General features: G+C 60.6%; 12 protein-coding genes and 1 tRNA gene. 5 read left to right on the forward strand and 8 right to left on the reverse strand.

The window, feature by feature from the left end; all coding sequences use genetic code 11:
• Positions 1-10: 10 nt before the first annotated feature.
• Together ABDX79_RS04720 and cysK are read right to left on the reverse strand one after the other, a co-directional pair.
• Positions 11-694, reverse strand: coding sequence for a DUF502 domain-containing protein (locus tag ABDX79_RS04720; protein WP_346219282.1), 684 nt, complete (start codon positions 692-694; stop codon positions 11-13).
• A gap of 379 nt (positions 695-1073) precedes the next feature.
• Positions 1074-2102: a cysteine synthase A gene (gene cysK, locus ABDX79_RS04725; protein ID WP_346219106.1), complete on the reverse strand. Its 1029-nt coding sequence runs from the start codon at positions 2100-2102 to the stop codon at positions 1074-1076.
• A gap of 332 nt (positions 2103-2434) precedes the next feature.
• Between cysK and ABDX79_RS04730 the strand changes: the two genes are divergently transcribed.
• On the forward strand, positions 2435-3190 hold the full coding sequence (locus ABDX79_RS04730; RefSeq protein WP_346219107.1) for a GGDEF domain-containing protein: 756 nt from the start codon (positions 2435-2437) through the stop codon (positions 3188-3190).
• Positions 3191-3210: 20 nt separating this feature from the next.
• Here the strand turns inward: ABDX79_RS04730 and dut are convergent, their stop codons facing one another.
• The 4 genes from dut to ubiE all read right to left on the reverse strand — a co-directional run bounded on the left by dut (position 3211) and on the right by ubiE (position 7401).
• Positions 3211-3657: a dUTP diphosphatase gene (gene dut, locus ABDX79_RS04735; protein WP_346219108.1), complete on the reverse strand. Its 447-nt coding sequence runs from the start codon at positions 3655-3657 to the stop codon at positions 3211-3213.
• Positions 3654-4874: a bifunctional phosphopantothenoylcysteine decarboxylase/phosphopantothenate--cysteine ligase CoaBC gene (gene coaBC, locus ABDX79_RS04740; protein WP_463671111.1), complete on the reverse strand. Its 1221-nt coding sequence runs from the start codon at positions 4872-4874 to the stop codon at positions 3654-3656. The genes dut and coaBC overlap by 4 nt, the downstream gene beginning before the upstream one ends.
• 113 nt (positions 4875-4987) lie before the next feature.
• The gene (ubiB, locus tag ABDX79_RS04745; protein WP_346219109.1) at positions 4988-6577 is read right to left on the reverse strand and encodes a 2-polyprenylphenol 6-hydroxylase; all 1590 of its coding nucleotides are present in this window, start codon (positions 6575-6577) and stop codon (positions 4988-4990) included.
• 44 nt (positions 6578-6621) lie between these two features.
• Complete coding sequence (gene ubiE / locus ABDX79_RS04750) at positions 6622-7401, reverse strand: bifunctional demethylmenaquinone methyltransferase/2-methoxy-6-polyprenyl-1,4-benzoquinol methylase UbiE (RefSeq protein WP_346219110.1); 780 nt, start codon at positions 7399-7401, stop codon at positions 6622-6624.
• A 156-nt stretch (positions 7402-7557) separates the two neighbouring features.
• Between ubiE and mutM the strand changes: the two genes are divergently transcribed.
• From mutM to ABDX79_RS04770, 4 genes are all read left to right on the forward strand, one after another.
• Entirely contained in the window at positions 7558-8451 is an 894-nt protein-coding gene (mutM, locus tag ABDX79_RS04755) for a bifunctional DNA-formamidopyrimidine glycosylase/DNA-(apurinic or apyrimidinic site) lyase (RefSeq protein ID WP_346219111.1), read from the forward strand.
• Positions 8452-8580: 129 nt separating this feature from the next.
• Positions 8581-9354: an enoyl-CoA hydratase gene (locus ABDX79_RS04760; protein WP_346219112.1), complete on the forward strand. Its 774-nt coding sequence runs from the start codon at positions 8581-8583 to the stop codon at positions 9352-9354.
• 130 nt (positions 9355-9484) lie between these two features.
• Positions 9485-9560, forward strand: a tRNA-Ala gene (locus ABDX79_RS04765).
• Positions 9561-10104: 544 nt separating this feature from the next.
• The gene (locus tag ABDX79_RS04770; protein WP_346219113.1) at positions 10105-11787 is read left to right on the forward strand and encodes a methyl-accepting chemotaxis protein; all 1683 of its coding nucleotides are present in this window, start codon (positions 10105-10107) and stop codon (positions 11785-11787) included.
• A gap of 498 nt (positions 11788-12285) precedes the next feature.
• Here ABDX79_RS04770 and ABDX79_RS04775 read toward each other — a convergent pair whose 3' ends face one another.
• Entirely contained in the window at positions 12286-13206 is a 921-nt protein-coding gene (locus ABDX79_RS04775) for a mechanosensitive ion channel family protein (protein ID WP_346219114.1), read from the reverse strand.
• A 156-nt stretch (positions 13207-13362) separates the two neighbouring features.
• A complete protein-coding gene (locus ABDX79_RS04780; protein WP_346219115.1) occupies positions 13363-15795 on the reverse strand; it encodes an EAL domain-containing protein in 2433 nt (810 codons plus the stop codon).
• Between the last annotated feature and the right edge of the window lie 28 nt (positions 15796-15823).

The following is a 15823-nucleotide window of genomic DNA, read 5'->3' on the forward strand; positions in this document are numbered from 1 at the left end:
GCGTTGCAGCCTATTCCGCGGCTTCCCGCTGGGCGCGCTCTTCCACGATCCGGCTCGCTTCCTTCTTGGTCATCGGCGATTCCTTCTCATCGCCCGTTACCAGACCGGCGGAGACAACGAGCTTCAGCGCCTGCTCGATGCTCATATTGAGAATTCGGACATCTTCCTTCGGCACGAACATCAGGAATCCGGAGGTCGGATTGGGCGTCGGCGGCATGAACACCGCGAGCATCTCCTCGCCCTGGTCGGAGAGGACGTGTGCCACCTCGCCCTTCGCTGTCGTCGCAATGAGGACGACAGACCAGACGCCCTTTCGCGGATATTCCATCAGACCGGCTGTCTTGAAGGAGGACGAACGGTCGGCGAGCACGGTCTCGAATATCTGCTTCAGCGCCGTATAGACCGTGCGCACGAGCGGCATCCGCCCGAGTACATTCTCGCCCCATTTGATGATGGTACGGCCGATGAAGTTCGCGGTCAGGAAGCCGATGATCGTTATGATGATCAGCGCAACGATCAGGCCGAAGCCCGGAATGGCGAAGGGCAGATAGCTGTCCGGCAGAAAACGGCTGGGAATGTACGGCTTCACCCAGGAATCCGTCCATTGCATGAAGGACCAGGTGATCCATGCCGTGATCGCCAGAGGGGCGCAGACGATGAACCCCGTCAGAAAATAGTTGCGCAATCGCGCCATGTATCGATGCCCCATTTCTGCCCGCTGGCAGGCCGCACGCACTTGAACTCAAGACCTGTGTGCAGTGCCGTAAGCATCACGGTCGTCGCAGGAATTTGCAAGCGTTTCAAATTATCGCGCCGCACGAATGGCGGGCAGCGCCACTTCTGCGAGAACGGCACGGGAGGCGCAATGGTTGCGGCATTGGCGAGCCCCCGCTGCGTGATCGGGCGCGGGTGGGCTTTGCCAATTGGCGTCAGCCCCCGCCGGTCATATGTTCGTGTCCGCGCAAGAGGCGCTCAAAAATACCGAACGCCCCCTACTCACCGCGACCCGCTCATGGAAAAGCCGCCACCGGGTTGCCCCGGCGGCGGCTGTTTCCCGCATTCCGTTCGAATGCTCAGATCGACGGAGCGCCCTTGCGCGGCTCCTTCGGTTCGTCTTCATCCATCAGCCCGTCGAACAGCGCCGTCGAGAGGTAGCGCTCGGCAAAGGACGGGATGATGATCACGATATTCTTGCCGGCCATCTCATCGCGCTGGCCGACCTTGACGGCGGCGGCGAGAGCCGATCCCGACGAGATCCCGACCGGAACGCCTTCGAGCCGTGCGACCAGCCGGGACATTTCGAAAGACTCTTCGTTCGAGACGGTGACCACCTCGTCATAAACGCCCTGATCCAGAATCTTCGGCGCAAAACCGGCACCGATGCCCTGCAGCTTGTGGGGGCCGGGCTGGCCGCCCGACAGGACCGGCGAATCCTGGGGCTCGACCGCGACCACGTGCATGCCGGGTTTGCGGCTCTTCAGAACCTGACCGGCGCCGGTGATGGTTCCGCCCGTGCCGATGCCCGAGACGAGAACGTCGACATCGCCGCCCGTATCGTTCCAGATTTCCTCGGCCGTCGTCTCACGATGGATCTGCGGATTGGCCGGGTTCTCGAACTGCTGCGGGATGACTGCGTTCGGGATTTCGTTGACGAGTTCGCCGGCGCGGGCGATCGCGCCCTTCATGCCCTTCGCGCCTTCGGTCAGCACCAGCTGAGCACCGAGGAGACGCAGCATCTTGCGGCGCTCGATCGACATCGTCTCCGGCATGGTCAGGATCAGATTGTACCCCTTCGCGGCGGCGGCAAAGGCGAGCGCGATGCCGGTATTACCCGATGTCGGCTCGACCAGCGTGGTCTTGCCCGGCTCGATCTTGCCGTCGGCCTCCAGCTTGTCGAGCATCGCAACACCGATGCGATCCTTTACGGACGAGATCGGGTTGAAGAATTCAAGCTTGGCGAGAAGATTGGCCTTCACGCCCTTTTCGGCGGCGAGCTTCTTGAGCCGAACAAGCGGCGTGTCGCCCACCGTGTCGATAATGGAATCGTAGATCTTCCCGCGTCCGCGCGTGCGTGCGCCCTGGTTCTGGCTGATATCGTCCATTTTCCGTTTCTCCCTTGCTCTGTTCGTGTTCGCCCGCTTCTTGCGCGGGCCGCATATTCGGTTCTCTACGGATATACATAGGAAAGGGGCAGCGCTTCTGTGAGGAAGAACCGACCAATGGCAGCGGCTCGGATAGAAAACTTGTGCGCCCACACGCGAAATCGCCTCACATCGCCACGAGAAATAAATCTGGAATACGGACAATTTTCAAAAGTATTTTCAGTGGGGTTTAAATGGATAAGGCCGATTCATGAGGACTTATCCATTGCGAGGTTTGTCTCATGCCGGTTCAACCTGCCGTCCTGCGATTGATTATCTCCGAATGCCTGATCTTGTTTGCATCCACTGCGGTCCTGTCCGCAGTGGCCGTGTGGCTTTTCTTCAGCGACTTTCCCGCCGCCGCTTTCACGCGCGTTGTCGTCTTTTCCGTCATCCTGTCTCTCATCGTCGCAGCCGTGCATATCGGGCACATCATGATCCGGGCGAGTATCCTGGAAACCCAGCGGCAGGACTGGAAGAACCGCGCGATGCGGGACCGCCTGACCGGCCTCTTGAACCGTCAGGGCTTCAAGAGCGCCTGGTTCGAGAACATCGCGACGACGCAAAGCGACGGCCGCACTGGAACCGGAACCATGCTCCTCATTCTGGATGCCGACCATTTCAAGCGCATCAACGATCGTTTCGGCCATCCGGTTGGCGACCAGGCCTTGAAGGCGATCGCCCGCACGACAGCCAATTCTTTGCGGGCCAGCGATATCTGCGGGCGTCTGGGAGGCGAAGAATTCGTCGTGGCGGCCCATGGTGTCACCCAGCAGCAGGCGGAAGCGATCGCAGAACGCATCCGAAGCAGGGTATCGTTCCTCACCATCGGCATTAGAGGTCAGCAAGCCCGCCTGACCGTCAGCATCGGCGGCGTTTTCACGACCTCAGCCCTGGGATTTGAATTGCTCTACAAGGCGGCGGACGAGAACTGCTACAGGTCCAAGAATCTTGGCCGAAACCGCGTCACCTTCACGGTCGTGACGCCTGAGGAAAGAATGGGTTATCTGAGACGCCCGGAGGAGCCCCGCCTGCCCGCGACAGTCTGATCCATCCAGGCAGGAAGGCTTCAAACGCCGGTCGATCCGAAACCGCCCTCTCCGCGCACGGTGGCATCGAGATCGTCGACCTCGGAAAAGACTGCCTGGGTAACCGGTGCGACGACAGCCTGCGCGATTCGATCGCCGCGGCGAAGGGTGAACGGGTCCGATCCCAGATTGATCAGGATCACCTTCACCTCGCCCCGGTAATCGCTGTCGACCGTTCCGGGCGTATTCAGCACCGTGACACCATGCCGGGCGGCAAGACCGGAGCGTGGACGGATCTGCATCTCGTAACCGGATGGCACCGCGAAAGAAAAGCCGGTCGGAACGAGGGTTCGTTCGCCAGGCTTAAGCGTGAGATCCTTGTCGATCGCCGCACGGATATCGCATCCGGCGGCTCCCTCGCTTTCGTAAACCGGAGGTTCGATCCCGGCGCCGTGCGCGAGACGCCTGAAGGCGAGCGAGACCGTCACGATACATCTCCTTTCGAGAGCCTGCCGGCGATCCAGTCAGCAAGACGCTTCGCCACCTCCGCCTTGTCCATTTTCGGCCAGTCCTCGACGCCTGAGGCCGTAACCAGATGGACCGTATTTTCCAGGCCGCCCATCACGCCACCGCTTGCGGAAACATCGTTGGCGACGATGACATCGGCGCCCTTTTTGGCCAGTTTGGTTTGCGCATTTTGCAAGACATCGTTCGTCTCGGCGGCAAAACCAACGACCAGCCCGGGTCGCCGATCCGAATGGCCGATCGTCGCAAGGATGTCCGGGTTCTCCTCGAAGGCGATCGTCGGCGCTCCGCTACCGTCTTTCTTGATCTTTGTCTCGCCCGGCTTTGCGGCCCGCCAGTCGGCGACCGCCGCAACGAAGATCGCGGCGTCGGCGGGCAAGGCGGTCTCGACGGCCTTCAACATCTCCCGCGCCGTCTCGACCTTGACGACGTGGATACCTGCCGGGTCGGCGATGGTCACCGGTCCCGAAACGAGCGTCACCTCCGCCCCCAGTTTCGCGAGCGCATCCGCGATCGCGTGGCCCTGCCGGCCGGAGGAGCGATTGGCGACATATCGCACCGGATCGATCGGCTCATGCGTCGGCCCCGACGTCACGATGATCCGCTTGCCGGCGAGCACTTGGGGCGTATCGGCGAACATGGCCTCGACCGCCGCGACGATTTCCAGCGGCTCGGCCATGCGTCCGACGCCGGCCTCCCCGCTTTCGGCCATCTCACCGGAATTCGGTCCGACGAAACGGATACCGTCTTTCTCAAGAGTCGCATGGTTCCTGCGCGTCGCTGGATTGTCCCACATCGCGGGGTTCATGGCCGGCGCCATCAGGATCGGAGCCCGCGCGGCAAGGAGCACGGCTGTCGCAAGATCATCGGCAAGGCCGTTTGCGCATTTCGCCATGATGTTCGCCGTCGCCGGCGCGACGAGAATGAGATCATGATTGCGCGCGAGACGGATATGGCCGACATCATGTTCGTCGTCTCGGTCGAAGAGATCGCCATAGACTTTCGATGCCGACAGCGCGCCGACCGAAAGCGGGGTCACGAAATGCCCCGCCGCCCTGGTCATGACTGGCGTCACGAGTGCGCCGCGCTCGCGCAGGCGGCGGATCAGGTCGAGAGACTTGTAGGCAGCGATGCCGCCGCCGACGATGAGAAGGATATGTTTTTGGGTGAGAGACATCATCACGCGACCCGTGCGAGAACGGTCTCAGCAACTTTAAATTCTGCCATGGCGTCCAGCCTTGAAAGTGTTCGCGACAGATCGAAGACCCGTGTCCGAGTCTGAGACAAATCAGATCATGCCGAGAAGATAATCGAGAACGCAATCGCCACCAGCGCCAACGCGATCACGCTACGCTCGACATGGCCAAGGATGATCGACGCCTTCGAGTCCTTCACGAGTTCGACGAGCGTGTCGTCGTTGAGCCGCAACCCGTTCTCGATCAGCTCAGGCAATTGCGAGGCGAGCACATCGAGACCGACGGCCAGATCCGGCCCCCTGCGCGCAAGCCGCAAGATGGCATTCAGGCCCTGCTGCGCATCGCGCAGCTTGGCCGCGGGCCCAAGCTCGTTGAGGATGTAGTCGGAGACGACGGGTTCCGCCGCCACCCACATGTTGAATTTCGGATCGAACGTCCGCGCGACGCCCTCGACCACGACCATCGTCTTCTGGAGAAGCACGAGTTCGGGGCGCGCCTTCATCTCGAAAAGCTCGGTCACCTCGAAGAGCAGCGACAGGAGATGGCCCATCGAGATCGTCTCGGCAGGCTGTCCGTAGATCGGCTCGCCAATCGCCCGCAATGCCTGGGCAAAGCTTGCCACATCCTGCGTGCGCGGCACGTAGCCCGCCTCGAAGTGAAGCTCGGCGACACGCCGATAATCCCGCTTGATGAAGCCGTAGAGGATCTCGGCCAGAAAGCGCTTCGAATCGTCCGAGAGCCGACCGACGATGCCCATGTCGACGGCGACGATACCGCCATCGGGCGCGACGAACAGGTTTCCCTGATGCATGTCGGCATGGAAGAAGCCGTCGCGCATGGCGTGGCGAAGGAAAGACTGGACCACATTGACGGCGAGGCGCTTCGGATCGTGTCCCGCCGCAAGAATCGCCGAGACATTGCTCATCTTGATGCCGTCGATCCACTCCATGGTGACGACATCACGGCCGGTGCGCTCCCAGTCGATCGCCGGCACACGAAATTCGGGATCGCCCGCGATATTTTCCGCCATTTCGGAGGCGGCGGCCGCTTCCAGCCGCAGATCCATCTCGATCCGGGTCGACTGGGTCAGCGTCTCGACGACAGCCACCGGCCGCAGCCGGCGGGCGGAAGGAACGAACTTTTCCAGAAAACGGGCGATGAAGGCGAAGGCATCGAGCTCGCGTCGAAACTGTGCCCGGACATTGGGCCGGATCACCTTGACGGCGGCGACGCGCTCAAAGCCGTCCGCGTTCACGATGCGCGCTTTATAAACCTGTGCGATGGACGCAGCGCCGACGACCTCGCCGAGATCGGCGAAGAGCTCGTTGATCGGCCGGCCGAGCGTGACCTCGATCTCCCTTCGCGCTTCCTCGTCCGGAAAAGGCGGGACCTTGTCCTGCAATGCGCCGAGTTCGCCCGCGATGTTGGCGCCGACGATATCGGGCCGCGTCGCGAGGAACTGGCCGAGCTTCACATAGGACGGACCGAGCCGGTTGAGCGCCCGCGAGAGCCGGTCGGACCGCTCGCGGCCCGCGACGCTGCGGCGCTCGATCAGCCGCGCGATCTTGTAGCCGAACAGGGCGGCAGGCGGCATGCCCGCCGACGGCAATGTACCGACGACCCCTTCGCGCGCCATCACGTATGCGGCGCGGGCAAGGGCGAAGGTGCCTCGAATGGGATTGGCCACGGATGCTCAGCCTTGGTTCACGACTTCAATTGGCGTCGCTCTCGTCAAATCTTCCAGCCCGAATGGATCGCGGCGATCCCGCCGGTGAGATTGCGATAGGTGACGCGCTCGAAGCCGGCCTTGCGGATCAGGTCCGCGAAGTTTTCCTGATTGGGAAAGCGGCGGATCGATTCGACGAGATATTCATAGGATTCGCGATCATTGGCTACGCGCTGACCGATCGCGGGGATACCCTTGAACGACCAGGTCTCGTAAAGCGTATCCAGCCCCGGAACGTCGACTTCGGAGAATTCGAGGCACAGGAAGCGTCCGCCCGGCTTCAAAACGCGGTAAGCCTCAGCCAGCGCCTTGTCGATACGCGGGACGTTCCGAATACCGAAGGCGATCGTATAGGCATCGAACTCGGCGTCCGGCAGGCCGAGATCCTCCGCATTCGCCTCGACGAAGCGCAGATTGTCGGAGATGCCCTTGCGGGCCGCCCGCTCGGCGCCAACCCCCAGCATGGAGGCGTTGATGTCGAGCACGGTGCCCTCGGCGCGCCGGCCCGTTCGCTCGACGATCCTGAAGGCTACATCGCCCGTGCCGCCCGCCACATCGAGAAAGCGCCAACCGGCCCGGTGCGGCGGAGCGAGCCAGGAGACCATCGAGTCCTTCCAGGCCCGGTGCATGCCGGCGGACATCAGATCGTTCATCAGGTCGTAGCGCTTGGCGACGCGATGGAAGACCTCGTTGACGCGCGACTGCTTTTCCTCACGGCCCGAGACCGTGGAATAGCCGTAGCTCGTCTCCATCCCGTCGGCATCTGTCACTCTGCTGTCGGACATGGCATCAACCCTGAACATTTGAACGCATCGCCTCGAATGGCGATATCCGTTGGACAAGTCAAAGAGGGCCTATCGCCGCAATGCGGCTTTCCCTCCGTCAAGAATCTGGTCGGCGCGGTTACGATCCGCGTCTCGCTGTGTGGGACTTATACGCAAATGCCCGAATTGCCAGAGGTGGAAACGGTTCGCCGTGGCCTTCAGCCGGTCATGGAGGGCGCGCGGGTCTCCAAACTTCATCTTGCGCGGCCCGATCTGCGCTTTCCCCTCCCCGATCGCTTCGCTGATCGGATGGAGGGCGCGGTGATCGCAAGCCTTTCGCGGCGGGCGAAATATCTCATCGCCGAAACGAGCGACGGCCTGGTCCTCGCAATGCATCTCGGCATGTCCGGCTCCTTCCGAATCGAGACGAAGGGCGAGGCGATCGTTCCGGGCACCTTCGTTCATCCGCGTTCGGAAGAGCGCCTGCACGATCATGTCCGCTTCGATCTCAGCCGCGACGACGGCTCGAGGCCGTCGGTCGTCTTCAACGATCCACGTCGCTTCGGCTACATGACGCTGATCGAGGCGGGGCAGCTCGACGCCCATCCGCATTTCCGCAATCTCGGCCTCGAGCCGACCGGAAATGCTCTGACCGGCGACGCCCTCGCCCCGCTCTTTGCCAACAGGCAGACACCGCTCAAAGCCGCCCTTCTCGACCAGAAGGCAATTGCAGGCCTCGGCAACATCTATGTCTGCGAGGCACTCTGGCGTTCTCGGCTCAGCCCAAGACGGCTCGCTGGCTCGATCGTTCGCAAGGACGGCAAGCCGACGGAGCGGCTGAACGCGCTTGCGGTCCATATCCGGGAAACCATCGCCGATGCGATCGAGGCAGGCGGCTCGACCTTGCGCGATTATCGCAAGGCGGATGGAGAGCTCGGCTATTTCCAACACTCGTTCCGGGTCTACGGCCGGGAAGACGATGCGTGCCGACGCGAAGGGTGTCACGGTATGATCAGGCGCATCGTCCAGTCGGGTCGCTCGACCTTCTTTTGCCCCGAATGCCAGCGTTAGGCGGCGACCGCCATCGCGCCCGGTCGGGCCGACGAAAGTGGGCTCGCAAGCTGACGTTTCGCACGGGGCTTGCTTTCTTGATGCACGCCGACGAAAAATCCAGCGTTTTTGGAAGGGGCAATCATTCAAATGGCTTACGAAACCATCAAATCCGAGATGCGCGGCCGGGTCGGGCTGATCACACTCAACCGGCCGAAAGCGATGAACGCGCTCAGCCAGCAGATGATGCGCGAGATCTGTCAGGCGGCTGAGGAATTCGACGCAGACGGCAAGGTCGGCGCGATCGTTCTCACGGGAACGGAGAAGGCGTTCGCGGCAGGTGCCGACGTCAAGGAAATGGAGGCTTACGAGTATTCGGAGGCCTATCTGCAGGATCTCTGGGCGGACTGGGGCCGCCTCGATCGCATCCGCAAGCCCTTGATTGCCGCGGTCGGCGGTTATGCGCTCGGCGGCGGCTGCGAGGTGGTGGCCATGTGCGACATCGTTCTGGCAGCGGAAAACGCCAAATTCGGTCAGCCGGAGATCACGCTCGGCATTTTGCCGGGCATGGGCGGCACGCAGCGCCTCGCCCGTTCCATCGGAAAGGCAAAGACGATGGACCTCGTTCTCACCGGACGGATGATGGACGCCAAGGAGGCCGAATCCTGCGGCCTCGTCTCTCGGGTCGTTCAGACAACAAATCTTCTCGAAGATGCCCTGAAGATCGGTGAAAAGATCGCAGACTTCTCCCTGCCAGCGGTGCTTGCGGCCAAGGAAGCGGTGATGGAGGCATTCGAGACCCCGCTGCAATCGGGCCTCAAGCACGAACGCCGGCTCTTCCACGCCTCCTTCGCGACGGACGACCAGAAGGAAGGGATGGCCGCCTTCGTCCAGAAGCGCAGCGCCCAGTTCAAGAACCGCTAGAGACGGCTCATGAAGCCGGGGAGCGAGCATAATGCCCGTTCCCTGCAGCATAAGGAAACTGTCCGCAATCTTTAGCGAACCCGTTGACAGTCCGGCCAATCGGACCGTAAATCGCGCTCGCAAGGTGGATGGGGCTGTAGCTCAGTTGGGAGAGCGCGTCGTTCGCAATGACGAGGTCAGCGGTTCGATCCCGCTCAGCTCCACCAACACTTTACCGACATCAAGCCGTCTTAAACAGTTCAACCTTTTTAAGTAGCGGACTCAAAGAGCGCGCAACTATCGTCGCGCCGGAAGCCGCCTTTGATGACCAGAGGCACGATCGACACAGAAAACAAAGTCGATAGCATGGACATCTCGTGTCCGATGCGATGACATCTCGGTCCGACGCGATCCGCTGAGGAACCTTAGCTCGTCGTTTCTTCGCTTACATCAAGTATAGATCGCCCCACTGTTTTAGCAGTACGTGCAGCCGTCCAATTGACCAAGATATGAGCATGGGTTGCATTTTTCATAGAACCGTTTCGTCGACTACGCTCGGCCGGATCTGAAATTTGGGGTCCAGTGGTGAATTCTAATAAAATGACACCGATAAGTTAGACTTATATATATATTAAAGTGACTCTGAAATTTTCTTAGCTCTGACTTGGTTTTTCCTGCGCCTAACAGCCCGCAATCAAAAAATTAAAGGTTTCTTGAGTGCTGAGACGATAATCCTTCAGACGTGAATTAATGCGCGGAGGTATGACGACAATGTTTGGGAAGACATCCTATGGCGATGCGTTGTCGCAGGCTTTGGACAAATCACTCGCTGTAATCGAGTTCGATCGCCATGGTACGATACTCCGCGCCAATAGCAACTTCGCCGAAGCTGTCGGCTATGAAGAGAGGGAGATCCTCGGACGCCATCATCGCATCTTCTGTGAGACGGAATACGCCAACAGTCCGGAATATGCGGCGTTCTGGAAGCGGCTCGGCGAAGGGAAGTACGACGCCGGACGGTACACGCGGCTTACCAAGGATGGCAGTGAGATTGTCATCGAGGCGACTTACAATCCCATTCTGGACAAGAAGGGACGGGTCATGCGGGTCGTAAAATTCGCCACTGACATCACGGCCATGGCACAGCGCGATCTCGAAATCGATGCCAAGATGAAGGCAATTCTACGCGTGCAAGCCGTAATCGAGTTCCAGCCGGACGGAACGATCATCGACGCCAACGACAATTTTCTGAGCGCCGTCGGCTACGAACGCCATGAGATCGCTGGAAAGCATCACAAAATATTCGTCGAGCCGGAGCTCGCCGGATCGCCGGCCTATGCTCAGCTCTGGGATCGGTTGCGGGCCGGTAACTACGTTGCCGACGAGTTCAAGCGGATCGGCAAGAACGGCAGGGTTGTCCACATCCAGGCATCATACAATCCGATATTCGATACCAAGGGTCGTGTCGTGAAGGTCGTGAAGTATGCGACCGATGTCACAGACCGCGTTCTTGCGGTCGAAGCCATCGCAGACGGCCTTGGCAGACTGGCGGACGGAGACCTGTCGTCACGCATAGACCGTGAGTTCACGGCAGAGTTCGAACCCCTGCGTCAGGACTTCAACGCTTCTTTGGAAAATTTGGCCGCGACCCTTCTCAAGGTGCGCGAGACGGCGCGTTCCATCAACTTCGCGACTGCGGAGATACAAGCGGCGTCCGACGACCTCTCGCGGCGAACCGAGCAACAGGCAGCGTCCGTTGAAGAGACATCGGCGACGGTGCATGAGCTCACGGCAGAGGTACAGACCTCTACCAAGAGTGCAGAGGATGCCGGTGGCCTCGTTGGCCAAACAAAGAAGAACGCGGAGTCTTCGAGCAAGATCGTTCGCACAGCAGTCAACGCGATGGGAGAAATCGAGGGGTCTGCGCACGAAATCGGCAAGATCATCGGAGTCATCGATGAGATCGCCTTTCAGACGAGCCTTCTCGCCCTGAACGCAGGTGTCGAGGCGGCGCGCGCCGGCGAGTCCGGCAAGGGCTTCGCGGTGGTCGCTCAGGAAGTGCGCGCCCTTGCAACGCGCTCCTCGGAGGCCGCCAAGGAGATCAAGGGCCTCATCACCCGCTCGGGAGAACAGGTCTCTCGCGGTGTAGACCTCGTGACGCAAACAGGCACTGCGCTCGATCTGATCGTCAAGGAAGTCGGCGACATCAGCGGCCACGTATCCGCGATCGTCGGGTCTGCTCGATCGCAGCGAAACGGTCTCGAAGAGATCAATGTTGCGGTCGGATTGATCGACAAGGGCACGCAGCAGAACGCGACTATGGTCGAGGAGGCCTCGAGTGCCTGCGATCAGCTTGTCGCGCAGACGCAGGAGCTGACAGACCTTCTTGAACGCTTCACCCTGCAGCCTCTTCAAACTCAGGTGAGAAAGAAGACGATTGGTCTTGCAGCTTGAGACGACGGGGCCAGGCATTCGCGGCGTGGCCTCAGTCAACCCACTCCCGGACGGCGATCTGAAATCCAAGCGTGGTTTGAAGCCTTGAGAACACATTCCGCCATGGTCGGAGCTCGTCCCCGGAAATCTGATCGCACTCACCGGTGCCGATCAATGGATCGACACGGGGCGAACGCGCCAAGACACGCCGTTTCGTGAAGCGTGTCTGCGGTGACCGCCGAATGCCCGGCGCTGGCGCGGATAAGCTTAAACCTCGATCGCATTTTCCGGACGCTGAGCGCGCCACAAGTCGATCCTATGCCCGTGCTGACACTCGCGGCGGTCATACCGCTTTGAAAGCTCAGCACTTGCGAGCTTCTCCTCGACCATAAGGGACGTGATTGCTGACTGCGGCGAGGCCTCGTCCTCATCGTGTGTCTTCACGACCGGCGTTGCGGCCATCGCCAGCCAGACGACATCTTTAATCGCGCTGTCTGAAAAGCCGTCCCGACGAGCCGGTCAGGCGGCCTCGCGCTTTGGCCCCGGAGCGCTCGATTTGAGGCGGTTCGCTACGTCCGACCATGCGCGCTCGCCCGCGTCATCCTTGGCGGTGGCATTCGCGCGCGCACCGATCCGCAAGGTGTCGACCACCTCGGCGGTGATCGCATTCTGGAGCTTGGCCGCATCCTTGACGAGACAATAGATTTCCACCTGGAACTGGAGCTTGCCGATGTCGGTCGTTCCCACCAGAACCGATGTTTCGGGGCCGGAAATATCCGCCCCGGCCTTGCGGGCCGCAAACTGATGGAATCGCGAGGCAAGCTCGCGATCGGGCTCAAGAACCCGCTTTGCCACAGCCTCGATCAACCGGGCCGTATCCTTCACCGGAACGGCTTGCTCCAGCGTCAAGAGAAAGCGGTGCGGCGCATAGTGGCGGGGCTGCGCCTCGACCTTGACCGGCCCGGACAAAAGAACGGAGTTGGGCAGCATCACGGTCCGTCCCGTGCCGGAAAAGCCGAAATGCTGAGGTGGAAGCTCCATGATCGTCGTCGAAAATAGGCCGTGGTCCACGACCTCGCCATGGATGCCGTTGATCTCGATCCTGTCCCCGACCTTGAAGAGATGACCGCCGAAACGCAGCACGGAACCGGCAACGCACATGATCAGCTCTTTCGTCGCGACGACGAGCGCGACGAGGACCGCCGTCAGCGACAGGAGGGCGTTCTGGATCTCCGCAAGCCAGATACCGAGAAGTGCGAACGCGATCACCGCGTTGGTGACAGCGCGAACGGTGAACCGACGGCGGCGCGCAACGAAGGGATCTTCGCTTTGTGTCGCCAGGCGCTCGATCAGGAACCGCGCAGTGAGGCATCCGCCGAGAACGCAGATGCTCCAGCCGATATTGTCGGCAGCGCTGGACGGAATGAAGAAGTCAGGCATCGACTTCGAAAGCCCCTGCTAGTTGGAAGAGGCCGTCCTGCCGGCAAAGTCCCAAAGACCTGCAGGTCCCAGCCGACCACGTGTTCCAATCAGATAGACTTTTATGCTTTTCCAAGCGTTAAGACGGATACCGTAATCGCAATACCGTGATTTTCGTCAGGCAGCGATGCCCTTGGCATTGGAGGACGGGTCGAGATCGCCACTCCAGCGGCGCGTGATATCCGAGATCACGAGAGGCATGTCATCGGCGGGTACAGGCCTGGAGAAGAAATAGCCCTGCATTTCGCGGCAGCCTTCCGCAACCAGGATATCCATCTGCTCGCGCGTCTCGATTCCTTCGGCGAGAACCTTCATGTTGAGTGCGCGCGACAGGCCCATCACCGAGCGTACGATGGCGATGTTTTCGGGACGCGACAGGTCGCGGATGAAGGACTGATCGATCTTGATCTTGTCGAACGGGAAACGCGACAGATAGCCGAGCGAGGAATAGCCGGTGCCGAAATCGTCCATCGAGATCGTCAGGCCTCGCCGGCGGAAAGCCTTCAGCGTTGCGAGAATATTCTCGCTTTCGTCGATGAAGAGGGACTCGGTCACTTCGACCTGAACCCGGCGCGGATCGATCTGACTTTCCCTGAGCGCGGCGTCCACATCGTTGATCAGACTCGCGCTCTTGAACTGCACCGGAGAGAAGTTCACCGAGATTGTCATGTCCGAATCCCAGCTTGCAGCTTCGCGGCAGGCGGTCTGGAGACACCAGATGCCGATCTCCTCGATCAATCCCGTCTCTTCGGCGAGCGGGATGAAGACGCCAGGAGAGATCATGCCCTTTTCGGGATGGCGCCATCTCAAAAGGGCCTCGAAACCGCTGACGACCTTGCGTCCGGCATCGACGAAAGGCTGATAGAAGAGTTCGAGTTCGTTGTTCTGCAGCGCCCGCCTCAGATCGTCTTCCATCTCGCGGCGAATGTGCTGGCGGTCGCGCATCGTCTGATCGAAGATCCGGTAACCCGGCCGGCCTTCCAGCTTGGCTTCGTTGAGGGCCAGATCGCAGTTCTGCAAGAGAAGGTCGGCACTCGTTCCGCCTTCCCGTTCGGCCTTCGTAATGGCCGTGACGCCAATACTGGGAGCGGTGAGAACCCGCCGACCGCCGACCTCGAAGGCCTCGGTGAAGCACTCCATGATGCTCTCTGCGAAGTTGATCAGCCAGTCGGGATCCTTCGTCGCGGTAACGAGGATACCGAATTCGTCGCCCCCAAGCCGCGAAACGACGGCGCGCGGCCCGCAGGCGGTAAGAAGCCGGTCGCCGACCTTCGCCAGCACGCCATCGCCGACCGGATGCCCATAGGTGTCGTTGATCGCCTTGAAATTGCGCAGATCGAGAACGAACAGAGCGCAGTCGTCGCGGCGCTTGGAAAGGATCGCCTCGATCTCGTCTCCGAACCGCCGACGGTTCGGCAGATCGGTCAGTGCGTCGTGAGCGGCTAGATGCTCCAGCTGTTCGGAAATACGCTGGCGCTCCGTGATGTCCTCGAAGGTTATGACGAGGCCCCGGTCGGAAAGCCCGCGACGCTTGACCTCCATGATCTCGCCCCGCTCGGTCTCCGTGTTCATCACAGAAGTCTCGTTGCGCGGGAGCGGCGCTGACAAGCGCGGATCTCTCAGAAACTTGCTGGCGGGGGTTCCGACCTCATGCTCGCCGAAATAATATGTAAACACCTCGTTCCAGACGAGAAGGTTCTTGTTCCCGTCCAGGAGACACAGTGCCTGCGTCATGTTGTTGAGCGCGGCCGCCATCTGATCCTGTTTGGCTTCCAGCTGGTTCGCGAGGTTGTCGGTCTTGTTCGACATCGTCTCGGTCATCGCTTCGCATTTCTGCTGAAGTTGCGACAGGCTTCGCAGAATCTCCTTCACCTCGCTCGGCCCGCGGATTGTCACCGGTTCCGACCAGGCGCCAGAAGCAAGATGCGTTGCGGTGCTGGAGGCACCGCGCAGCGCCACGCGAATGGAGCGCGATGTGAAGACCATGTAGCCGATGAGAGCGAGCATGATCGTCCCGACCGCAATCATGGTCATGAGGGTACTGGTGTCCGCTTTGTGATCGACGTCAGTCTTGTATGCCGTCAGATCCTGCAGCTCAGCCTGCAGAGCGGTGTCGATGGCGTAGGAAATGTTGCTCAGCTGCGTCCTGGCGCTGCGATGGGAGATATTACCTCCACTCGCGGACAGGATGCTCAGCGGGTAACGGATATCCGATACGGCTTTGATCGCTTTCTCGGAAAGGGGCGCCGAAAGCACGTCGCTCAGATCGATCTTGATCCGTTCAATCGCGTTACGGAACTCCGTCTTCTCGAGCTCCGTCATCATCGGCGTATCCCGACGCACCTCGAAAAGGCCGCTCAGATGCGCATTGAGGGTGTCGACCTTACCCTGAACCTTGTAAAGGCGATCGAGCGAAACGGTCGCGCTGTCATGCAGCTTCGCCGCCATACCGTGCGTCATCGACTGGTTTTGAAATGAAAACAGCGCAAAGGCACAAACGAGCACCGCAAAAGTGACCCCACCAAGGAGGAGGCGCATTGCTATCGACATCGCTCCCCCCTTCTTAAGCCTGCTCGTT

This window comes from Fulvimarina fulva, assembly GCF_039652615.1.
Classification (GTDB): Bacteria; Pseudomonadota; Alphaproteobacteria; order Rhizobiales; family Rhizobiaceae; genus Fulvimarina.